This is a genomic window from Streptomyces pactum, from assembly GCF_016031615.1.
GTDB lineage: Bacteria > Actinomycetota > Actinomycetes > Streptomycetales > Streptomycetaceae > Streptomyces > Streptomyces pactus.
In genome coordinates, this window is record NZ_JACYXC010000001.1 from 6,622,806 (window position 1) to 6,643,913 (window position 21,108).

At 75.8% G+C, this 21,108-nt stretch carries 13 protein-coding genes; 10 read left to right on the forward strand and 3 right to left on the reverse strand.

The genetic code is table 11. The annotated features are described in order from the left end of the window. Positions 1-311 precede the first annotated feature (311 nt). Positions 312-608, forward strand: coding sequence for a hypothetical protein (locus IHE55_RS26145; RefSeq protein ID WP_197991273.1), 297 nt, complete (start codon positions 312-314; stop codon positions 606-608). Positions 609-761: 153 nt separating this feature from the next. Continuing rightward, complete coding sequence (locus IHE55_RS26150) at positions 762-971, forward strand: hypothetical protein (protein WP_197991274.1); 210 nt, start codon at positions 762-764, stop codon at positions 969-971. A 139-nt stretch (positions 972-1,110) separates the two neighbouring features. On the opposite strand, the gene IHE55_RS26155 is transcribed toward IHE55_RS26150, so the two are convergent. After that, positions 1,111-2,913 (reverse strand): MFS transporter, encoded by a 1,803-nt coding sequence (locus IHE55_RS26155; RefSeq protein WP_307826911.1) that lies wholly within the window; start codon positions 2,911-2,913, stop codon positions 1,111-1,113. A 389-nt stretch (positions 2,914-3,302) separates the two neighbouring features. Between IHE55_RS26155 and IHE55_RS26160 the strand changes: the two genes are divergently transcribed. Both IHE55_RS26160 and IHE55_RS26165 read left to right on the forward strand, forming a co-directional pair. Next, the gene (locus tag IHE55_RS26160; RefSeq protein WP_197991275.1) at positions 3,303-7,049 is read left to right on the forward strand and encodes a HAMP domain-containing protein; all 3,747 of its coding nucleotides are present in this window, start codon (positions 3,303-3,305) and stop codon (positions 7,047-7,049) included. 82 nt (positions 7,050-7,131) lie between these two features. Beyond that, on the forward strand, positions 7,132-9,687 hold the full coding sequence (locus IHE55_RS26165; RefSeq protein ID WP_372442729.1) for a SpoIIE family protein phosphatase: 2,556 nt from the start codon (positions 7,132-7,134) through the stop codon (positions 9,685-9,687). 200 nt (positions 9,688-9,887) lie between these two features. Here the strand turns inward: IHE55_RS26165 and IHE55_RS26170 are convergent, their stop codons facing one another. Together IHE55_RS26170 and IHE55_RS26175 are read right to left on the reverse strand one after the other, a co-directional pair. Beyond that, positions 9,888-10,532, reverse strand: a complete 645-nt coding sequence (locus IHE55_RS26170) for a class I SAM-dependent methyltransferase (RefSeq protein WP_197991276.1) — start codon at positions 10,530-10,532, stop codon at positions 9,888-9,890. A 328-nt stretch (positions 10,533-10,860) separates the two neighbouring features. Then, the gene (locus IHE55_RS26175) at positions 10,861-11,661 is read right to left on the reverse strand and encodes an RNA polymerase sigma factor SigF (protein WP_232266854.1); all 801 of its coding nucleotides are present in this window, start codon (positions 11,659-11,661) and stop codon (positions 10,861-10,863) included. 386 nt (positions 11,662-12,047) lie between these two features. Here IHE55_RS26175 and IHE55_RS26180 point away from each other — a divergent pair, with 386 nt between their 5' ends. The 6 genes from IHE55_RS26180 (at position 12,048) to IHE55_RS26205 (ending at position 21,073) form a co-directional block, all read left to right on the forward strand. Continuing rightward, on the forward strand, positions 12,048-12,440 hold the full coding sequence (locus IHE55_RS26180) for an ATP-binding protein (RefSeq protein WP_197991278.1): 393 nt from the start codon (positions 12,048-12,050) through the stop codon (positions 12,438-12,440). 224 nt (positions 12,441-12,664) lie between these two features. Then, a complete protein-coding gene (locus IHE55_RS26185) occupies positions 12,665-13,222 on the forward strand; it encodes a DinB family protein (RefSeq protein ID WP_197991279.1) in 558 nt (185 codons plus the stop codon). Positions 13,223-13,474: 252 nt separating this feature from the next. After that, positions 13,475-13,789, forward strand: coding sequence for a con-10 family general stress protein (locus IHE55_RS33260; RefSeq protein WP_197991280.1), 315 nt, complete (start codon positions 13,475-13,477; stop codon positions 13,787-13,789). Positions 13,790-14,004: 215 nt separating this feature from the next. Next, entirely contained in the window at positions 14,005-14,634 is a 630-nt protein-coding gene (locus IHE55_RS26195; protein ID WP_197991281.1) for a nucleotidyltransferase domain-containing protein, read from the forward strand. A 264-nt stretch (positions 14,635-14,898) separates the two neighbouring features. After that, on the forward strand, positions 14,899-15,483 hold the full coding sequence (locus IHE55_RS26200; protein WP_197991282.1) for a DinB family protein: 585 nt from the start codon (positions 14,899-14,901) through the stop codon (positions 15,481-15,483). A gap of 811 nt (positions 15,484-16,294) precedes the next feature. Continuing rightward, positions 16,295-21,073 carry an HAD-IC family P-type ATPase gene (locus IHE55_RS26205; RefSeq protein ID WP_372442730.1) on the forward strand — a complete coding sequence of 1,593 codons (4,779 nt, stop codon included), beginning with the start codon at positions 16,295-16,297 and terminating at the stop codon, positions 21,071-21,073. The last annotated feature ends 35 nt before the right edge of the window (positions 21,074-21,108 follow it).

The following is a 21,108-nucleotide window of genomic DNA, read 5'->3' on the forward strand; positions in this document are numbered from 1 at the left end:
GCGTCGCGGCCGGCGGCCACGGGGGCAGGACCACCGACCGTGCCCGTCGCGCGGACCACCCGCCGGGCCGCGCCGGATCACCGGGTCGCGCCGGATCGCCTGCTGTGCGGCCGCCGGGTCGCGGGGGCCGGACGGCCGCGCGGTCGGTGGTGACAGGACCGCGGCCGCGGACCGCGGGCGACGGGAGCTTCCCGTGGCCACCCGGCCACCGTCGGCGACCGGCCGGATTCCGCCCGGTTCGACGGGGTACCCGAGGGGCCGAACCGGGATCGAAGACGGACGGTCCCGGCCCCTACCGGAGGTGTGTGGACATGACACAGCGGTCCCCCGAGGAGAAGCGCCGGGAAGCGGCCGGGCAGGCGTCCCCCGACCGAGGGCCGGGGGCCCACTCGGGCGCGGAGCGGCAACCGCGCGACCGCGCCGTACCGGGTACCGCGAGCAACCGCGAGGGCTATACGACGGTGGGCGGGACGGCCCACGGCGAGCAGCTCGCCGGGGTGGAGGCGGACGAGGAGACCGCACGGCCGCGGCCGGACCGGTCCGCCGGGCAGGGCCGCGAGGACACCCGCCGGACGCCGGACCGGGACCGGGCGGACGGCGAGGCGTAGCCGCCCGGTGCCGGCCGCCCGCCAGGGCGCTCGGCGACCCGGCACCCGCCGGGAACGGCGGCGCGGGCGGCGGGCCGCGGCGAGGCCGGGGAGGAGGTCCCGGAGACGGGACCGGCGTACGACACGGAAGCGCACGAGGAGAAGAGGAGACCGATGAGCCACCGCGAGGACCGGACGGAGTCCGCGACCGAGGAAGTACTCCGCGAAGTGGAGGAGGCGGAGACCCGGGTGACGGACGACGACAGCCCGTGGACCCAGGAGGACCCCGGGACGGGGGACCCCATGACCCCGAACACGGAGGCGCAGCGGTCGCCGCACGGCACCGGTGACGACCACGGGGAGGCGGGCCGCGGCCGCCGCTGAACCGCCGCCGGGGTAACGCAGGCCGGCCCCGGGTCCACGGCCGGGCCGGCGGCCCCCGTCCACGCGACCGGGCACCGCGCGCGCATCCGATGCGCGCACGGTGCCCGTTCGTATGAGCGCGTGCGGTACCGGCACCGCCTCACCGGCGGGGCCGGGCACCGCGGGCGGGAACCGGGGTGCCCGGCGGCGGGCCCGGGCGCCGGCTCCCGTCCGTGCGCCCGGGCCGCGTCCCCCGTCCGGTGGGCCCCGTCCGTGGGCCGGTGCGTCGTCCGCGGCCGCGCCCGAACGCGGGGCCCCGCCTCGCCCCGCTCCCGCCGTCCGTGGCCGCGGCGGCCGGACCTCGGCCCGCCCACCCCGGCAGTCGCCCGGGCCTCACGGGCGGACCTCGGCCCGCCCGCCGGCAGTCGCCGGGCCTCAGCTCCGCCCGCCGGCCCCCCGCCGGGCCGGAGCCGCCCACTCGTCCGGTCGCCGCCGGGCCGGAAGCGCCCGCCCGGCCCGCGGCCCCCGCCACGCCCGGGACACCCGCCCGTTCCGGGGTGACCGCGGACAGCGGTGCCGCGATGTCCTCCAGCGACTTGCGCTCCGCCGGCACCGCGAGGAGCACGGCGACCAGACCGGCCAGGCACATCAGCACCGCCCCGATCCGGAACGCCAGCACGGTGTCGGCCACCACACCGGTCTCGGTCAGCTCGGCGAAGATCAGCGGACCGCTGATGCCGCCGGCCGCGGTGCCGATCGCGTAGAAGAAGGCGATGGCCATCGCCCGGGTCTCCATCGGGAAGATCTCGCTGACCGTCAGGTACGCCGAGCTGGCGCCGGCCGAGGCGAAGAAGAGCACCACCGACCAGCAGGCGGTGAGGGTGTTCGCGGTGAGGTGGCCGCCCTCGAAGAGCCAGGCGGTCACCAGCAGCAGCGCGCCGGAGAGCAGATACGTGCCGGAGATCATGACGCGCCGGCCGACCGTGTCGAAGAGCTTGCCCAGCAGCAGCGGGCCGAGGAAGTTGCCCGCCGCGATCACCGCGAAGAAGTAGCCGGTGTGCCCGGAGGCGACATCGAAGAACGTGGTGAGGATCGTCCCGAAGCCGAAGGTGATGGCGTTGTAGAGGAACGCCTGCCCGATGAAGAGGGCCAGCCCCAGCACCGCCCGGGAGCGGTAGGTGGAGAACACCGTGCGGGCCACGTCACCGAAACCGGTGGCCTTCCGGCGCCGGATGGTGATGCTCTCCCCGGCCGGGGGCAGCTGCTCCCCCTTCTCCTTGCGCACCCGCGTCTCGATGTCCTCGACCAGCTCCTCGGCCTCCCGGCCCCGGCCGTGGATGATCAGCCACCGCGGGCTCTCCGGAACGTTCCGCCGGACCAGCAGGATGGCCAGGCCCAGGACCAGGCCGAGGGCGAAGGTCAGCCGCCAGCCGACGTCGGCGGCGAACAGGGAGGTGTCCAGGAACGGGATGGACAGCAGGGAGCCGCCCACCGCGCCGAGCCAGAAGCTCCCGTTGATCACCAGGTCGACCCGGCCCCGGTACCGGGCCGGGATCAGCTCGTCGACGGCGGAGTTGATCGCCGCGTACTCGCCCCCGATGCCGAAGCCGGTGAAGAACCGGAAGACGAAGAACCACCAGCTGGAGAACGACAGGGCGGTGAGCGCCGTGGCCGCCAGGTAGACCGCCAGGGTCAGCATGAACAGCTTCTTGCGGCCGTACCGCTCGGTGAGCCAGCCGAAGACCAGTGCGCCGCTGCAGGCCCCCGCCACGTACAGCGCCGCGGCCAGGCCGGTGACCTGCGCGGCGGAGATGTCCAGGCCGCTGCCCTCTTCCGACAGCCGGCCGGCGATGTTGCCGACGAGGGTGACCTCCAGGCCGTCCAGGATCCACACCGTCCCCAGGCCCACCACCACCGCCCAGTGCCAGGACGACCAGGGCAGGCGGTCCAGGCGCGCCGGCACCGTGGTGGTGACCTCGTCCGCGCCCCGTCCGCCGTCCGGCCCGGAGCCGCCGGACCGGGAATCCCCGCCCCCACGTATTCTCGATGTGTCGCCGATGGCCTTCACGCACCCTCCCTCGGTTCGCCCCGGGGTGTCGGTGTGCCCCCCGGTGGTGGTGATCCGGATGCCCCCGGCGGCGTCCGGCATGCCCGGCGCCGCGGCGGGCGCATCGGTGCCGCCGGTGATCCCCCGGCCGCGAGGTGGGATAGCCTCGCCGGGACCGGCCCCGTGTCCGCACGGGGGTCGCCGCGGGGATCGGGGGAGCGGAGCCGCGGCGGCGGCCCGGGCCGTGCCGCGGTGCCCGCGCGGCCGGCGACCGGGCTCCAAGGACGGGTTGAGCGAGGGGACACATGGCTGGCACGAGGACGGACGAATCCGGGGCCGAGCGGACGGAGGTGCCCCCTTCCCGGCTGGACGAGTTCGGGGAGGCGGAGCTGCGGCAGCTGCTGGCCGGGCTGACCGCCGTCCGCGACGGTGATTTCCGCACCAGGCTGCCGGAGCGGACCAGCGGCGTGCTGGGGGAGATCGCGACCGTCTTCAACGGCATGGTGGACCAGCTGTCGCTGTTCACCTCCGAGGTGACCCGGGTGTCCCGCGAGGTGGGCACCGAGGGGACCCTGGGCGGTCAGGCCGAGGTGCCGGGCGTCTCCGGTTCCTGGGCCGACCTGACCGACTCGGTGAACGCCATGGCCGGCAACCTCACCGCGCAGGTCCGCGACATCGCCCAGGTGGCCACCGCGGTGGCCGCGGGCGACCTGTCGCAGAAGGTGGACGTCGACGCCCGCGGCGAGATCCTCAAGCTGAAGAACACCATCAACACGATGGTGGACCAGCTCTCGTCGTTCGCCGACGAGGTGACCCGGGTGGCCCGCGAGGTGGGCACCGAGGGCATGCTCGGCGGACAGGCGAACGTCCGCGGGGTGTCCGGCACCTGGCGCGACCTGACCGACTCCGTCAACTCCATGGCCGGCAACCTCACCGCCCAGGTGCGGTCCATCGCCCAGGTCGCCACCGCGGTGGCCAACGGCGACCTGTCCCGCAAGGTACGGGTGGACGCCCGCGGCGAGATATTGGAGCTGAAGGAGACCATCAACACGATGGTGGACCAGCTCTCGTCGTTCGCCGACGAGGTGACCCGGGTGGCCCGCGAGGTCGGTACCGAGGGCATACTGGGCGGCCAGGCCCGGGTGCCCAACGTCGCCGGCACCTGGAAGGACCTGACCGACAACGTCAACTCGATGGCGAACAACCTCACCGGTCAGGTCCGCAACATCGCCCAGGTGACCACCGCGGTGGCCAAGGGCGACCTGTCCCGCAAGATCGACGTGGACGCCCGCGGCGAGATCCTGGAGCTGAAGACCACCATCAACACCATGGTGGACCAGCTCTCCTCGTTCGCCGCGGAGGTCACCCGGGTGGCCCGCGAGGTCGGCAGCGAGGGGCGGCTCGGCGGCCAGGCCGAGGTGGACGGCGTCTCGGGCATGTGGAAGCGGCTTACCGAGAACGTCAACGAGCTGGCCGGCAACCTCACCCGCCAGGTGCGGGCCATCGGCGAGGTCGCCAGCGCGGTGGCCGAGGGCGACCTGACCCGCCTGGTGAGCGTCGAGGCGTCCGGGGAGGTGGCCCAGCTCAAGGACAACGTCAACGCGATGGTGGAGTCCCTGCGGGAGACCACCCGCGCCAACCGCGAACAGGACTGGCTGAAGTCCAACCTCGCCCGGGTGTCCGGCCTGATGCAGGGCCACCGCGACCTGACCGTGGTGTCGGAACTGGTCATGGAGGAACTGACCCCCCTCGTCGAGGCCCAGTACGGCGGGTTCTACCTCGCCGAGGAGGGCGCCGAGGGCACCGAACTGGTCCTCATCGGCTCCTACGGCTACCCCGTGGAATCCGACCGCCCCACCCGGTTCCCGGTCGGGCGCTCCCTGGTCGGGCAGGCGGCACGCGGCCGGCGCACCATCGAGGTCAACGGGCTGCCGGAACACTACGTCACCGTCTCCTCCGGGCTGGGCAGCACCGTACCGACCGCCCTGCTGGTGCTCCCGATCATGGTGGAGGACCAGGTGCTGGGCGTCATCGAGCTGGGCTCGGTCTCCCCCTTCACCCAGATCCACCGGGACTTCCTGGACCAGGTGATGGAGACCATCGGCGTCAACGTCAACACCATCCTGGCCAACGCCCGCACCGACGAACTGCTGGAGGAGTCCCAGCGGCTCACCGCGGAGCTGCGCGAGCGCTCCGAGGAGCTCCAGGTGCAGCAGGTGGAACTCCAGCGGTCCAACGCCGAACTGGAGGAGAAGGCCGCCCTGCTCGCCGCGCAGAACCGCGACATCGAGAACAAGAACCTGGAGATCGAGCAGGCCCGCCAGGAGCTGGAGACCCGCGCCCAGCAGCTGTCGCTCGCCTCCAAGTACAAGTCGGAGTTCCTGGCCAACATGAGCCACGAGCTGCGCACCCCGCTCAACAGCCTGCTCATCCTGGCCCAGCTGCTCGCGCAGAACCCCACCCGCAACCTCACCCCCAAGCAGGTGGAGTACGCGCAGATCATCCACTCCGCCGGGTCCGACCTGCTGCAGCTGATCAACGACATCCTCGACCTGTCGAAGGTCGAGGCCGGCAAGATGGACGTCAACCCCGAGCGGGTGCCGCTGCGCCGGCTGCTGGACTACGTCGAGGCGACCTTCCGCCCCATGACGACGCAGAAGAGCCTGGAGTTCCGCATCTCCACGGCCGCCGGCGTCCCCGTGGACCTGATCACCGACGACTCGCGGCTGCGGCAGGTGCTGCGCAACCTGCTCTCCAACGCGGTGAAGTTCACCGAGCAGGGCAGCGTGGAGCTGCGGATCGAGCCCGCCTCCGACCACGAGCTGCCCCCCGCCGTCCACCGCGGCGGCCCGGTGCTGGCCTTCCGCGTCAAGGACACCGGCATCGGCATCCCCGCCGAACAGCTGGAGACCGTCTTCGGCGCCTTCCGGCAGGCCGACGGCACCACCAACCGCAAGTACGGCGGCACCGGCCTGGGCCTGTCCATCAGCCGCGAGGTCGCCTACCTGCTGGGCGGCGCGGTGACCGTGGAGTCCACCCCCGGCGTCGGCAGCACCTTCTCGCTCTACCTGCCGGTGGCCCGCTCCGACTACCAGCAGCCCGCCGCCCCGGCCCTGCCGGAGGGGCGGGCGGAGGAGGAGCCGGCCGCGACCGCCGTCCCGGTGCCCTCCACCGGCGCCGTGTGGCCGCAGCGCCGCCGGCGGCTGCTGGTGGTCGAGGAGAGACCGCGCGGGCTGCTGTCGCTGGTCGCCGAGAGCGCGGTGGGGGAGATCACCGGCAGCCGCCACCCGGCCGACCCGGGCATCGCCGTGGAGATCGTCACCGCCGTCGGGCCGCAGGAGGCGGCCACCGCGCTGGCCACCGAGCCCTGCCACTGCGTGGTGCTGGAGGCGAGCGCGGCCGGCGAGGGCGCGGCCCGCTTCCTGCGCGCCATGGGCGGCGACTCGGCGCTGCACAACGTGCCGGTGCTCATCCACACCAGCCGCCACCTGGCGCCCTCCCAGGAGGAGGGGCTGCGCACCGACGCCGCCGGCCGGCCGCTGGAACTCCTGTCCAGCCTGGACGAACTGCGTGAGCGGATCGCCCTGCACCTGTCGGCCGACGAGCCGGGCACCGTACTGCCGCTGGTCCGGCCCGACGACACCCAGCAGCCGCTCGCCCAGCGGCCGGACGGCGCGTTCGCCGGGCGCACCGCGCTGGTGGTGGACGACGACGCGCGCAACGTCTACGCACTCACCGGGATACTGGAGCTGCACGGCATGCGGGTGCTGATCGCCGAGAACGGCCGGGAGGGCATCGACATGCTCGAAACCAACCCGGACATCGACGTGGTCCTGATGGACGTGATGATGCCGGAGATGGACGGCTACGCGGCCACCACCGCCATCCGCTCCCAGGAGCGGTTCGCCGACCTGCCGGTGATCGCGGTCACCGCCAAGGCGATGCCCGGCGACCGGGAGAAGAGCCTGGCCGCCGGGGCCAGCGACTACATCACCAAGCCGGTGGACGCCGACGACCTGGTCGCCTGCGTCCGGCGGTGGCTGGACCGATAGCGGGTAGACGAGCAGAGCAGCACCCCGTACCGGGCCGGCCACCGACCGCGGCCCCCGGTGCGATCCCGTGAGGAGCAGTGCAGTGGAAGACCCCCAGCGGCACCAGGACCCGGCGGTCCACGGTGAGACGCCGGCCGCGTCCCCCGTGGCGCCGGGCGGCCTCGCGGTGCCCGCCGCCCGGCCGCCGCTGCCCGGCGCCGACGCGCCCGGCGGCACGCCGGCGACGGTCCGGCAGGGGCACGACCGGCCGGTGCCGGAGGGCCCGGAGGACGAGGAGTCGGGGATCGGCCGCCTCGCCGCCACGGTGGAGCGGCTGCGGCACGAGGTGCGCCGGGCGCACGCCGCCGCCGACGGCCGTGCCCTGGTGGAGATGGCCAAGGGCGTCCTGGTGGAACGGCTGCGCTGCGGGCCCGCCGAGGCGGCCCGGCAGCTCGTGGCGCTCGCCCAGGGCGCCGGGGTGACCCAGCTGGAACTCGCCGCCGACATCGTCAACCAGGCGTCCCAGGACCGCCTCGCCGAGGCGGCCGGGGAGTTCCTGGCCCGGGTCTCGGCGAGCCGCCGGGCCCCGGCGGACCGGCCCGCGGTCCACCGGCCGGAGGACACCGAGCCCGCCTCGGTGGCGGTCCGGCTGCGCACCGCGGAGAGCGGCGCCCTGGCCGCCGACGACACCCAGGCCGTCGCCGAGTCGATCCTCGCCCACGCGCTCGTCCCGCTGGGCGCCACCGCGGTCGCGGTCTGGGCGGCCGACGGGGACTCCTCGCTCACCCTGGCCGGGTACGCGGGCTTCTCCGACGAGGAGGCCGCCCGCTGGCACTACGTCCCGCCCGGGGTGGCCACGGTCGCCCGCCGCGCGCTCACCGAACTACGGCTGGTCCAGGTCGGCAGCCTGTCGCGTACCGGTCTGCCGTCGATCGGCTACCGCGAGTTCCCCGACGGCGGCCGGGTGGCGGTGCCCACCGGGACCGGCGGCCGGATCACCGGGGTGCTGGAGATCGGCTGGCCGCAGGAGCTGGAACCGCAGCCGCCGCGCATCGAACGGCAGCTGGAGGCGCTGGCCGAACTGTGCGCCCACACCCTGGAGGAGCACCCGACGCCGCGCGGCGCGGGCGCCGGCCGGCGCGACCGGGACCTGGCGGAGCTGGTGGACCTCGCCGGCGGGCTGCACGACCCCGCCCTGGTGCTCCGGCCCCACCTGGGCCCGGACGGACGGCTGGTGGACTTCCGCATCCACCACGCCAACAGCCTCTTCGTGGACCCCGCGGGACGCCCCCGCGCGGCCGTCACCGGCTCGCTGCTGCTGGAGGCGTACCCGCTCGCCGCCGACGACGGCGGGCTGTTCGAGAAGGTGCAGCGGGTGCACGCCACCGGGGAGCCGTTCCGCTCCGACCGGATGGCGCTGACCGCGCTGGTCGGCCAGGTGCCGGTGACCGCCGTCACGGGCGTGAGCATCAGCCGGCACGGCGACGGCGTCCTGCTGATATGGCGGATCGAGAGCGAGGCGGCCCGGCTCGCCAACCTCCTCCAGCACGCCCAGCGGCTGGGCCGGATCGGCGGGTTCGAGGAGAACCTGGAGACCGGGGAGATCGTCTGGAACAGCCAGCTGTACCACCTGTACGGGCTGCCGGTCACCGCCCTCCCGGTCCCCCTGGAACAGCTGCCCGGCCACGCGCACCCCGACGACTCGGCCGCCATCCGGCGCTTCCTGCGCACCCTGCTGCACCACCGCCGTCCCGCCTCCGCCGCGCTGCGGCTGCGCCGGCCGGACGGGGTGACCCGCCACATCCGGCTGGTCGCCGAGCCGGTGTTGGGGGCGGGCGGCCGTCTGGTGGCCGTCCGCGGCGCCTACCAGGACATCTCCTCCCAGCACTGGACCGAGGTGGCCCTGGCGGTCACCCGCGACCAGCTGGCGCACACCGAGGCGCAGGCCGCCGAACGCAACCGGCTGGCCCTGCAGTTGCAGCACGCCATCATGCCGCCCGCCCGCGGCCCGATCCTGGCGCCGAACCTGCGGGTGGCCGTGCGCTACCGGCCGGCCGAGACCGAGCACCTGGTCGGCGGCGACTGGTACGACGCGGTGGTCCTCCCCTCGGGACAGGTGCTGCTGTGCGTGGGCGACGTCGCCGGCCACGGCATCGAGGCGGCCACCAGCATGGTGGTGCTCCGCAACGCGCTGCGCGGCCTGGCCGTCACCGGGGCGGGTCCGGCGCAGCTGCTCACCTGGCTCAACACCGTGGCGCACTACCTGACCTCGCAGATCACCGCGACCGCGGTGTGCGGCCTGTTCGACCCCGAGGACCGGTCACTGCGCTGGGCGCGGGCCGGCCACCTGCCGCCGGTGCTGGTGCGGGGCGGTGAGGCCACCGCCCTGCCGCTGCCGGAGGGCATCCTGCTCGGCGCGGTGCCCGAGGCCCGCTACGAGGAGCACCTGCTGCGGCTCGACCCCGACGACCGGCTGCTGATGTACACCGACGGACTGGTGGAGCGGCGGGACCGCTCGGTGGAGCACTCGCTGGGCCAGCTCGTCGGCACCGCCGGGAAGCACCCGGGCGACCTGGACACCTACCTGGACCGGGTCCTCACGCACAGCCGGTCCGACACCGACGACGACACCTGCCTGGTCGGCGTCGAACTGCGCTGACCGCTGACCGTTGACCCGGACCGGCCCGGACCCGGGCCGGGGGCGGTCCGGCGGGTGTCCCGGCGCGGCCGGCGCCCCGGGCGGGACTTGGTGGGCGGCCGCTCACGGTGCCGGTGCCCGGCGGGCCGGCCGGTCACCCGGCGCCGGGCCGGGAGCCGGTGGGCGGCCGCTCATGGTGCCGGTGCCCGGTGGGCCGTCGGTCACCCGGTTCCGGTGCCCCGCCGCAGTCCCAGGCGGCTCCACCGCACGCCGGCCCGCCCGTGCAGGTCCTCCCGTTCACTGCGGTGGACCACGCCCATCCCGTGGCGGCCGGCCAGCTCGGCCGTCTCCCGCGCCGAGACGTCGAACATCCGGCGGCCGGCCGGCACCGGACCGTGCCGCAGCGTCAGCAGGAGCTGCCCGGCCGGGGCGAGCAGGGCGGCCAGCCTTCCCATGGCCTCCCGCCGCTGCGCCTCGTCCAGGTGCATCCACACGGCGGTGAGCAGGACCAGGTCGAAGCCCCGGGCGAAGCGCGGGTCCCGGTCCCGGAGCACGGTCAGCGCGGGCAGCCCGGGCAACGCGTCGTCGAGCCACTCGATCTCCCGGTCCGCGTGGCGCCGCCGACCCAGGCGGCGCAGCTCGGGCGTCGGTTCCACGGCCACCACCCGGTGGCCGAGCGCGGCCAGGGCGGCGGCGTCGCGCCCGCTGCCGGCGCCGATGTCCACCACGGTGGAGGGCCGGGTGGGGAAGAGGTGCAGCGCCTCGCGGTGCACGTCGGCGAAGGACACGCTCTCGTACTGCTCCACGAGCGCCTCGGCGGCCTCGCCGTAACCGGCCGTACCGGCAGGGGACATCGCATCGGTCATGCGCGCAGCCTAGTGAGCGCGGGCCCGGCCGCAGGCCGTCCCCCGGGGCCGGTGCGGCCCGGCCGGGCGCGGAGCGGGTTCCGGGCCCGACCGGGCCGCGGTCCCGTCACGGCCGGACGGCGCCCCCGCGCACGGGGCCGGCCCGCCGGTGCCCGCACACCCGCCCGTCGCGTGACCGCACGCCGGCGGACGGGTGGTCGCAGGCCGGGTGGTCACACGCCGGAACCCCCGTGCTCCGCGGGGGTTCGGCCTGCGGGGCACGGGGGTCGGTCGGTACGGGGTGCGGGGAGCGGCCGCGGGAAGGAGAGGCGGCCGGGCGGGGGAGGGTTCAGGCGGTGCCCAGCAGCCCCGCCCGCAACCGGCCGAGGATGCGGGAGAGCAGCCGGGAGACGTGCATCTGGGAGACGCCCAGCTCCTCGCCGATCTGCGACTGCGTCTTCTCCTCGGCGAACCGCAGCCGGAGGATCAGCCGGTCCCGGTCGCTCAGCTGGGCGATGAGCGGGCCGAGGGCGTGGCAGTTCTCCATCAGGTCCAGGGCCGGGTCCTCGACGCCGATGAAGTCCACCAGCGCCGCCTCCCCGTCCCGGTCGCCCTCGCCACCCACGACGGCCTCCAGCGAGGCGGTGTTGTAGCCGTTGGCGGCCACCTGCGCCTCGATGACCTCCTCCTCCGACAGGTTCATCAGGGTGGCCAGTTCGGCCACCTTCGGGGCGCGGCCCAGCCGGCTGGTCAGCTCCTCGGTGGCCTTGGCCAGCTCGACCCGGGCCTCCTGAAGGCGCCGGGGAACGTGCACCGCCCAGGTGGTGTCCCGGAAGAAGCGCTTCATCTCCCCGACGATGCACGGCACCGCGAACGTGACGAACTCCACATTCCGGGAGAGATCGAACCGGTCGATCGCCTTGATGAGCCCGATCATGCCGACCTGGACGAGGTCCTCCATCTCCTCGGCCCGGGCGCGGAACCGGCCGGCGGCGTACCTCACCAGCGACATGTTCATCTCGATGAGGGTGTTGCGGACGTACTGGTACTCCGCCGTCCCCTCCTCCAGTGCCGCCAGGCGTTCCAGGAACACCTTGGTGAGATCACGGGCATCGCGGGGCGAAACGCTCTGCGGGTCGGCGATCTCCAGGGGACCGGAGGAGGCAAAGGGCGCGCCGGGCCGGGACGCGTCACCCGTGGGCGGCTCGCCTCGCACGGCCTCAGAGGTCGTCGTGGTCTGCGCAGCGACTGCCGTGGTCACGGTGAATCCTTCCTCCAGTGAAAATGCACTGTCGATGGCGAGCCCCGGGGTACTGACGCCGCTTCCCGTTCTCCGCCGGGTCATGCCTGTGGCGTGCGGAACATCTCAGCCTTTGCGACGGCGGGCCGGGCGCCTAGGGTTGCTGTAGCGCCCCCGATGGCACGGTCGGCCCCACCGGGTCCCGCGGGGCGAATGTCCGACACGCGGGACGTCGTCCGGCGGAGCCGCCACCGGGCAGGAGAGACACAGCACCGCCGGACCTACGGGGGTAGGAGATGACGACCACCGGGCCACAACGGGTCGGTAGTACCAGGCCGCCGCAGTCGGCGGCGGACGCACGGGACGCGGTGCGCGAGCTGCTGCTCCGGCAGCCACAGCCGGTCCCGGAGCGGGCCGTCACCGACGCGTTGCTGGTCACCTCGGAGCTGGCCACCAACGCGATCCGGCACGGCGGCGGGATCACCGCGTGCCGGGCGGCGGTCCAGGACGGCCAGATGCTGATCGTGGTCGAGGACGCCAGCGACGCGCTGCCCCGGGACGCCGGGGCCACCGCGGAGATGCCCGGCGGACACGGCTGGCCGATGGTATGCCGGCTCTCCTCCACGGTGAGCGTGAGCCGGCTGCCGGGCGGCGGCAAACGCGTCAGCGCCTCGGTGCCGCTTTACTGACCGGCGCCGCGCACCGGCGGTTCCCGTGCCGGCGGTCCGCGCCCGGCCGCGCGCCGGAGGCCACCGCCGGGCCCCGGCGTGCCCCCGCGCGCCACCGCCCGCGGCGCGGAGCGGTCCCGAGGTGCGCCCCGGACGTCCGGGTGCGCGCCGGCCCGTCCACCGCGGCGGGCGTCGCCGCCGGACCCGATCTTCCGCGCCTTGGGGGCGGGGGCCATGATGGGTTCATGACGTCCCGTGCCCGCGCGAGAAGGGCCGAGCTGTTCGCCGGCCCCGGCAGCGACCGGCGGTTCGGCGGCCCGGCCACCGGAGCCGAACGCCCCATGCTCCTGGACATGCTGGAGGCCCAGCGCGCCACCCTGGAGCTGAAGTGCTCCGGACTGGGACCGGAACTCTTCCTGCGGCCGGTGGCGCCCTCCACCCTCTCGCTGCTGGGGCTGGTACGGCACCTGGCCGACGTGGAACGCCGCTGGTTCCGGCGCGTCCTGGCCGGACAGGACGCCCCGGCCCTGTTCTCCTCGCCCGACGACCCGGACGGTGACTTCGACGGGGCCACCCCCGGCCCGGGCGCGGTGGGCGCCGCCTGGGAGGCCTGGCACTCCGAGGTGGCCTTCGCCCGACGCTTCGCCGCCGGGGCGCCGCACCTGGACGTCACCGGCGAGGACGGGTGGCGCGGGACGGTGTCGCTGCGCTGGGTGCTCCTCCACATGATCGAGGAGTACGCCCGGCACAACGGCCACGCCGACCTGCTGCGGGAACGCATCGACGGGGCGACCGGACTCTGAGCCGGTGCGGCAGGGCTCATTGCGGCCGGTCCCCGGCCCCGGTCCGCCCGCCCGGCTGCGGGCGCGGATGGCAGCCGCCGCCGGTCCGGGCCGCCGGGCGTACCTGCGACGGCGAGCGGTCAACCGCCCCTTACCTGGCATTCCGTCAGTTACCGCAAAGTGTGAATCGGGGGAAATTTCCTGGCATATCCCCGAGGGGGTCGGGCAGCAGGAGTGGTGCAAGGAGCTGTACCCAGGGAGGAAGGAGCAGTCATGGCTGCGTCCACCAACTCCGGTAACTCCGGCAACCCCGGAAACTTCGCCAACGACCGGCAGCGCGCCGCGGAGGCGGGCCGCAAGGGCGGCCACGAGAGCGGCGGGAACTTCGCCAACGACCGCCGGCGGGCCTCCGAAGCGGGCCGCAAGGGCGGGCACGCGAGCGGGGGCAATTTCGCCAACGACCCGCAGCGCGCCGCGGAGGCGGGCCGCAAGGGCGGCCACGAGAGCGGCGGGAACTTCGCCAACGACCGTCAGCGGGCCTCCGAGGCCGGCCGCAAGGGCGGCCAGGAGAGCGGCGGCCGCCGCTGATCCGTCTCCGTCCCGCTCCCCCCTCGGCGGGACGGACACCACGGGCCCGGGCCTTCCGGTTCGCACCGGAAGGCCCGGGCCCTGCGTCGTTTGCCGTCCGGGCCGGCCGCCCGCCCGCGACACCGGGACCGAGGGGTGTACCGGGTCAGGTGGCCGGCCCCGCGTCCGGACCGGTGCTCGCCGCGGCGGCCGCTCGGGCGTGGCAGGATGCCGGCGTGACCGATGACCGCGCACCGTACGGCACCTGGGAGCCCGCGTCGACGGCCGACGTCGTCCGGTGGTTCGCTCCGCTCGACGGCCGCTGGTGGGTGGCCGGGGGAGTGGCGATCGAACTCGCGGTGGGACACCGCCTCCGCGGCCACGGCGACATCGACGTGCTGATGCTCCGGCGCGACCAGGCGGCGGCCCAGCGGGTGCTGGCCGGCTGGGAGTGGTGGTGCGCGGATCCACCGGGCCGCCTGCGGCCGTGGGCCCCGGGCGAGGTCCTGCCGGTCGGGGTGCACGACATCTGGTGCCGCCCCGGTCCGGACGAGCCCTGGCGGGTACAGCTGATGCTCGACGAGTCCGACGGGCCCGACTGGACCTCCCGGCGGGACGTCCGGGTGCGCAGGCCGGTCCGGGACCTGGGGGCCCGCACCGCCGACGGCACGCCCTATCTCGTGCCGGAGGTGCAGCTGTACTACAAGGCCCGCAGCCCGCGGCCGAAGGACGAGACGGACTTCGAGGCGGTGCTGCCCGTGCTCTCCGCCCCGCAGCGGCGCTGGCTCGCCGACGCGATCACCCTCTCCTACGGCCCCCACCCCTGGACCGACCGCCTGAGCGTCCCCTCTGGGCCGACCGCCTGAGCACGTGGCCGGCCTCGGCCGGAGCCTGCCGGCCGCCGGTCCGATGTTCCGGCCCTGCCCCGGCCGGGCCACCGCCCGCGGCAACCCGTACGCCGCCCGAGCCAGCGCGGTGGACAGCGGTCATCCGGTGCGGTCACTCTTCCGGGCCGCGTGCAGGAACGCCGGCGTGGCTGGTGTCACTTGCAGAAGCCACGGCCTCGCCGGTCGTCGCGGGCACCTATGGGATCTTGAGGCCGTGAGCAGCCGGTGGCAGGCTCGTGCCGCATGATCGACGAGTTTGCGAAGGACAACCTGCACAAGAGACTGCGGCGGGACCGTGAGGCGCTGCTCTGGAAGCTCGACGGCTTGTCCGAATACGACGCGCGCCGGCCTCTGACAGCGACCGGGACCAACCTCCTCGGCCTGGTCAAACACGTGGCCACGGTGGAGGCCAGGTACTTCGGCGAGGTCTTCGACCGCCCTTCTCCGGAACCGCTGTGCCGGTGGCAGGACTCGGACGGCAGCGATCACTGGGCGGCCGAGGACGAGACGCGCGATCAGATCATCGGGTTCTACCGGCGCACATGGGAGCACTCGGACGCCACGATCAACGAGCTTGCCCTCGATGCCCCCGGCCACGTGCCCTGGTGGTCGGAGCCTTGTCCGAACACCAACCTGTTCGCCGTCATGGTGCACGTCCTCGGCGAGACCATCCGGCATACCGGGCATGCCGACATCCTGCGCGAGGGCGTCGACGGCCGGACCGGGGTGCGCGCCGAGAACGAGCAGCCGATCGACGAGGAAGCCCGTGCCGCCTCCTTCACCAAGATCGAGAAGGCCGCAGGGACGGTCCGTACCGACCGAGCCTGAGAAGGCTGTCCCACGTGACGTGACGTGATCGTCGAGCGGCATGATGCCGGTCGTGAGTGCGGAAACCCCGCGCGGACGAGGCGTACTTCTCCGCCGAACACCTGGGCCGGCTGTGTGAGCGTGGGCTCGTCGCGCGCATCGCGCGACCAGGCGCAGAACCCGGCGAACCCCGGGGGCGGCATCGCTGGAAGATCGAGGGGCCGATCGCTCGGCTCTTCGGCCACCGCCGCCTGACCGTCCGATACGAACGGCAGGGCTCACACGTCCTCGCCAGCCTCGGCCCGGTTGCCACAAACAGCGCGTCACCGACCGGTCCGGCACCTCGGGGAGCGGGCCCCCAGTACCCGCCGGCCCGGGCGGGGGCGGCAGGCACCCGCCCCCGCCCGGTGCGGAGTACGTGCCCGGCCCGCTCCCGGTGGCCGGGCACGCCCCCGGCCACCGCACCTCGGCCCGCCCTTCCCGGAGCGCGGTACGCCCGGCGCCCCGTCCCGGAAGGTGCGGCACGCCCGCCGCCCGCCACCCCCCGCGGCCGCCCTGAGGGCACGCCCGCCACGGAGGGCGCGCACGCCGCCGGTACCCGGGCCCGGCTGCCGGGACACCCGGGCAGGGCCCTGCGCCGGGACCCACGCCGGGCCCGCGCGGAACTCGGCACCCGCGCGTGACCGGGGCGCCCGGCCGCCGGCGGAGTGCTCCGGCGCGCCCGGAACAGGGGCGTATCGGTCCGGGGACCGGGGGTAGACGACGGACCTGCCGCCGCCGCGCCCCGGCGGCGGCCCCCTGTCCAGGTCCGTCTGCCGAAGGTTGGAGCATCGTGCTGCGGTTGCCGACACGTCCGAGCAGGACACCGACTGACGAAGCGCCGGGCGGGCCGGCCCGGGCCCTGGGTTGGGTCGCCCCGGCGGCGGGGATCGCCGCCCGGCTCGCGGTCGAGGCCGCACAGGCCGGACTGCGGACCACGACCGGGGTGGCCACCGCGGCGGCCGGGGCCGGCCGGGTGGCCCGCAACGCGATGACGCCGGGGGACTGGCGCACCGGCTCCCGGCTCCATGTGCCGCTGCGGCCCGCCGGGGACGCCGCCGACGGTCCCGACCGCGGTGCGGACACCGCCACCGGACGCGACCGCGCCCCGGAATCCGCCGCCCGGCGGGTGGCCCGGACGCTGCGGGAGCACCCGGAGGTGGTGAGCGCCTACTGGGACGGCGGGCTGGGGCGGCTGGTGGTGCGCGTCACCGAGGAGGCGTTCACCGACGAGGTGACCGACCGGGTGGAGCGGCTGGCCGCCCGGTACGGGCTGGAGCGCCCCGACGAACAGGTGCTGGAGCGCGCCCACCCGGGGGCCGCCGGCGACGTGCGCGCGCAGGCCCTGGCGCTCGCCTGCGACACCGCCGGGATCGTCACCGCGGTGGCCGGGCGCACCGCCGGGCTGCGCGGCTCGCCGCGCGCGGTCACCGCGGCGATGACCCTGCTCCGCGAGGACTCCCGGGTCCGGGGCGCGCTGCGGCGGCGGCTCGGCGCCCCCGGCACCGAAGCGGTCCTCGCCGCGGCGAACGCCGCCGTGCACGGCTTCGGCCAGTCACCGGCCGCGCTCGTCCTCGACGCCGCCCTGCGCACCGTCCAGCTGACCGAGGCGCTGGCCCGGGGCACCGCGTTCGACGCGGCCCACGACCGGCTGTGCGCGCCGGGCCGGGTGTCGGTCTCCGGGCAGCGCATCGCACGGCCGCGGATCGTCCGGACCAGGGGGCAGGAGTACGCCGACCAGGCCGTGACCGGCAGCGCGGTGGGGGCCGCCGCCACCTGGCTGTTCACCCGCAGCACCGACGAGGCGGCCCGGGCGGTGCTCGCCGGGTCGCCGAAGGCCGCCCGGTACGGCCCGGTCGCCTTCACCGCCGCCCTGGGCACGGCGCTGGCCCGGCGGGGCGTGCTGGTCCGCGACCCCGAACGGCTGCGGCAACTGGAGCGGGTGGACACCCTCGTCCTGCACCCCGGCAGCCTCCACGGCGACCGGCGGACCGTGCTGGAGGTCCGCCCCGGCGCGCCGGACTGGGACCACGACCGGCTCTGGCACGCCGCCCGCGCCGCGCTCCGGGGCCCCGGTCCGGCCGGGACCGGGACCCCGGAGCGGGCCGCGGATCCCGGCCGGACCGGTGACACCGACCGCGCCGGCGGCCCGGACCCGTCGGAACCGGCCGCGGACCCCGGGACGGAACCGGAGGCGGTCGAACTGCTGGCGGCGCCCGGCGCGGAACCGGGCCCCTCGGGCTGGATGATCGCCTCCCACCGCGGCGAGGACGTGGGCACCGTGCTCGTCGGCTGGGAACCCGACCCGCTGGCCGACGCGCTGCTGGACGCCGCGCGCCAGGCCGGGCTCCGCGTCGTCCTCCCCGACGACCCCTCGCTGCGCGACCTCACCCCGCTGGCGGACCAGGTGGTCCCGGTGGACCGGGCCCCCGCCGACGTGGTCACCGAACTGCGCGAACAGGGCGCGGTGGTGATGACCGTGGCCCGCGTCCCGGCCGGTGGCACCCCCGCCGAGGGGCTGGACGACCGCGGCCGGGCGCTGCTCGCCGGGCTGCGGGCGGGCCATCTGGCGGTGGCCCTGACCGACGACGGCTCCGCGGTGGTCTGGGGCGCCGACGCCCTGGTGCAGGACGGTCCGGAAGGCGTGTGGCGGCTGCTGTCCGCCATCCCCGCGGCACGCGAGGCCGGGCGGCGGTCCCGCACCCTCGCCCAGGCCGGCGCGGCACTGGCCGGACTGATGGTGATGAGCGGCGCCTCACGGCCCGGCCGCTCCTGGCTCGCCCTCGGCCGCCGGATCGGCCCGGTGAACGCCGCGGCGGCGGCCGCGCTGCTGACCGGCCGGCGCGCCGCCGTCCGCGTCGCCGCCGCGCCCCCGCCCCGCCCCCGGCCCCAGGTGGCCTGGCACGCGCTGCGGCCGGAGGAGGTACGGGCCCGGCTGGCCGGTACGCCCCGGCGGGCGGGCGGCGGATGGACCGCCGCGCGGAGCGCCGTACGCACCACCGCCGACCGGGCGCTGCGGCTGCCGGTGCTCGCCCCCGCCCGGCTGCCGGCCCGGCTGCTGTCCGCGGTCCGGGCCGAACTGGACGACCCGCTCACCCCGCTGCTGGCCGTCGGGGCGGCGGCCTCCGCGGTGTTGGGCGCGCCGGTGGACGCCCTGCTGGTGGCCGGCGCCATGGGCGTCAACGCCCTGGTCGGCGGCGTGCAGCGGCTCCGTGCCGAGCGTGCGCTGACCTCACTGGCCGCCGGACAGCGCCGCCGGGCCCGCCGGGTGGACGAACACGCCGACGAGGCCGACGCGGTCACCGTGGAGGCCGCCGGACTGAAGCCCGGCGAGGTCATCGAGCTGCGCACCGGGGACGTGGTGCCCGCCGACGCCCGGCTGCTGGAGGTGGACGGACTGGAGGTGGACGAGTCCGCGCTGACCGGCGAGTCGCTGCCGGTCACCAAGGAGACCGGCGCCACCCCCCGCGCGGAGCTGGCGGAGCGCCGCTGCATGGTCTTCGAGGGCACCACGGTGGTCGCCGGCCGGGCCCGGGCGGTGGTGGTCGGCACCGGCGAGCAGACCGAGGCCGGCCGCGCCGCCCACCTCGCCGCCCGCAGCCGGCCGGCCGGCGGCGTCCAGGCGCGACTCCACGAACTGACCCGCAAGGTCCTTCCGCTGACCCTGGCCGGCGGCGCCGCGGTCACCGCGCTGTCCCTGCTGCGCGGCCGGCCCGCCCGGGAGGCGCTGAGCGGCGGGGTGGCGGTCGCGGTGGCCGCGGTGCCCGAGGGCCTGCCGCTGGTGGCGACCGTGGCCCAGATGGCCGCCGCCCGCCGGCTGAGCCGCCGCGGTGTGCTGGTGCGCACCCCGAGGGCGCTGGAGGCGCTGGGGCGGATGGACACCATCTGCTTCGACAAGACCGGCACGCTCACCGAGAACCGGCTGCACGTCTCCCGCACCGTCACCGCGGACGGCACCACCGAGGCGGCGGACACCCCCGGCACCCGGGAGGTGCTCCGGTGGGCGGCGCTGGCCTGCCCGCCGCCCGGCGACGGCGCCGCCCAGGCACACGCCACCGACGCCGCCGTGCTGGCCGCGGCGCCCGAGGACACCGGCTGGCAGCGCCTGGACGCCCTGCCGTTCGAGGCCAGCCGGAGCTACGCCGGAGCCGTCGCCCGGGACACCGACGGCACCACCTGGCTGGTCGTCAAGGGCGCGCCGGAGGTGGTGCTGCCCGCCTGCGCGGGAACCGGCGGCGGCACGGACGTGCCCGGGGCGGTACGCGACCTGGCCGACGAGGGGCTGCGCATCATCGCCGTCGCCCGGCGGCGGCTGGCCCCCGAGGAGGTGGACGGCGCGCTGGAGCGGCCCCTGGAGGACATGGAACCGGCCGGTTTCGTGGCGCTGGCCGACACCCCGCGCGCCGGCTCCGCCCCCCTGGTGGCGGAGTTGCTCGGGGCCGGGGTGCGGCCGGTCATGCTCACCGGCGACCACCCGCACACCGCCCGCGCCATCGCCCTCGACCTGGGCTGGCCGAAGGACGTCACGGTGGTCACCGGGGAGGAGCTGACCGCGACCGACCGGGCCGGCCGGGCCCGGCTGCTGGCCGGCTGCGGGGTGATCGCCCGGGTGGCGCCGGAACAGAAGCTCCAGGTGGTCGAGGCGCTCCGGGAGGCCGGCCGGGTGGTGGCGATGGTGGGGGACGGGGCCAACGACGCGGCGGCCATCCGCGCCGCCGACGTCGGGGTCGGCGTCGCCGCCCGTGGCTCGGCCGCCGCCCGCAACGCCGCCGACCTGGTGCTCACCGACGACGAACTCACCCCGCTGATCGCCGCCGTCGAGGAGGGGCGGGCGCTGTGGCGCAGTGTGGCCGACGCGGTCGCCATCCTGACCGGGGGCAACGCCGGCGAGGTGGGCTTCACGGTGCTCGGCACGCTGCTGTCCGGCGCCTCGCCGCTGTCCACCCGTCAGATGCTGCTGGTCAACCTGCTCACCGACATGTTCCCGGCGATGGCCGTGGCGGTCACCCCGCAGGACGAGCCGCAGAACGAGCCGGAGGCCGGAGAGGCAACCGGCGGAGGGTCCGGGGAAACGACCGGGCAGGACACCGGGACGGGCCCGGCCCGGCCGGGGATCAGCGCGCTCGGCGACCCCCTGACGCGGAAGATCCGCCGGCGCGGCATCACCACATCGCTGGGGGCGGGCACCGCCTGGCTGCTGGGCAGCCTCACCCCCGGCACCGCGCGCCGGACCAGCACCATGGCGCTGTGCGGGCTGGTCGGCGCCCAGCTGGTGCAGACCCTGGCCGGCCGTCGCCGCAGCCCGCTGGTACTCACCACCGTGGCCGGTTCCGCGGCGGCGCTGTTCGCGCTGGTGCAGACGCCCGGGGTCAGCCACTTCTTCGGTTGCACCCCGCTCGGCCCGGTGGCCTGGGCGGGGGTCGCGGCCGCCGTGGGCGTCGCGTCCCTGGGCCCGGTGGTCACCGGCCCGCTGGAGCGTCTGCTGCCGCGTGGGGCGGACGCGGTGCCCGCGCCCGTCCGCGAGGTGTGGACCCGGCTGACCGGCACCGTCGCCGGCGGCGCCACCGCGTGACGGCGCCGGCGTCGCGTGCGGTGTGCGGAAGGGGG

What these genes read in the sequence shown, in the direction of transcription:
- IHE55_RS26180 (WP_197991278.1), top strand. Translation starts at nt 12,048, where the DNA reads ATGACGACCACCGGGCCACAACGGGTCGGTAGTACCAGGCCGCCGCAG.
- IHE55_RS26145 (WP_197991273.1), top strand. Translation starts at nt 312, where the DNA reads ATGACACAGCGGTCCCCCGAGGAGAAGCGCCGGGAAGCGGCCGGGCAG.
- IHE55_RS33260 (WP_197991280.1), top strand. Translation starts at nt 13,475, where the DNA reads ATGGCTGCGTCCACCAACTCCGGTAACTCCGGCAACCCCGGAAACTTC.
- IHE55_RS26200 (WP_197991282.1), top strand. Translation starts at nt 14,899, where the DNA reads ATGATCGACGAGTTTGCGAAGGACAACCTGCACAAGAGACTGCGGCGG.
- IHE55_RS26160 (WP_197991275.1), top strand. Translation starts at nt 3,303, where the DNA reads ATGGCTGGCACGAGGACGGACGAATCCGGGGCCGAGCGGACGGAGGTG.
- IHE55_RS26150 (WP_197991274.1), top strand. Translation starts at nt 762, where the DNA reads ATGAGCCACCGCGAGGACCGGACGGAGTCCGCGACCGAGGAAGTACTC.
- IHE55_RS26185 (WP_197991279.1), top strand. Translation starts at nt 12,665, where the DNA reads ATGACGTCCCGTGCCCGCGCGAGAAGGGCCGAGCTGTTCGCCGGCCCC.
- IHE55_RS26170 (WP_197991276.1), bottom strand. Translation starts at nt 10,532, where the DNA reads ATGACCGATGCGATGTCCCCTGCCGGTACGGCCGGTTACGGCGAGGCC.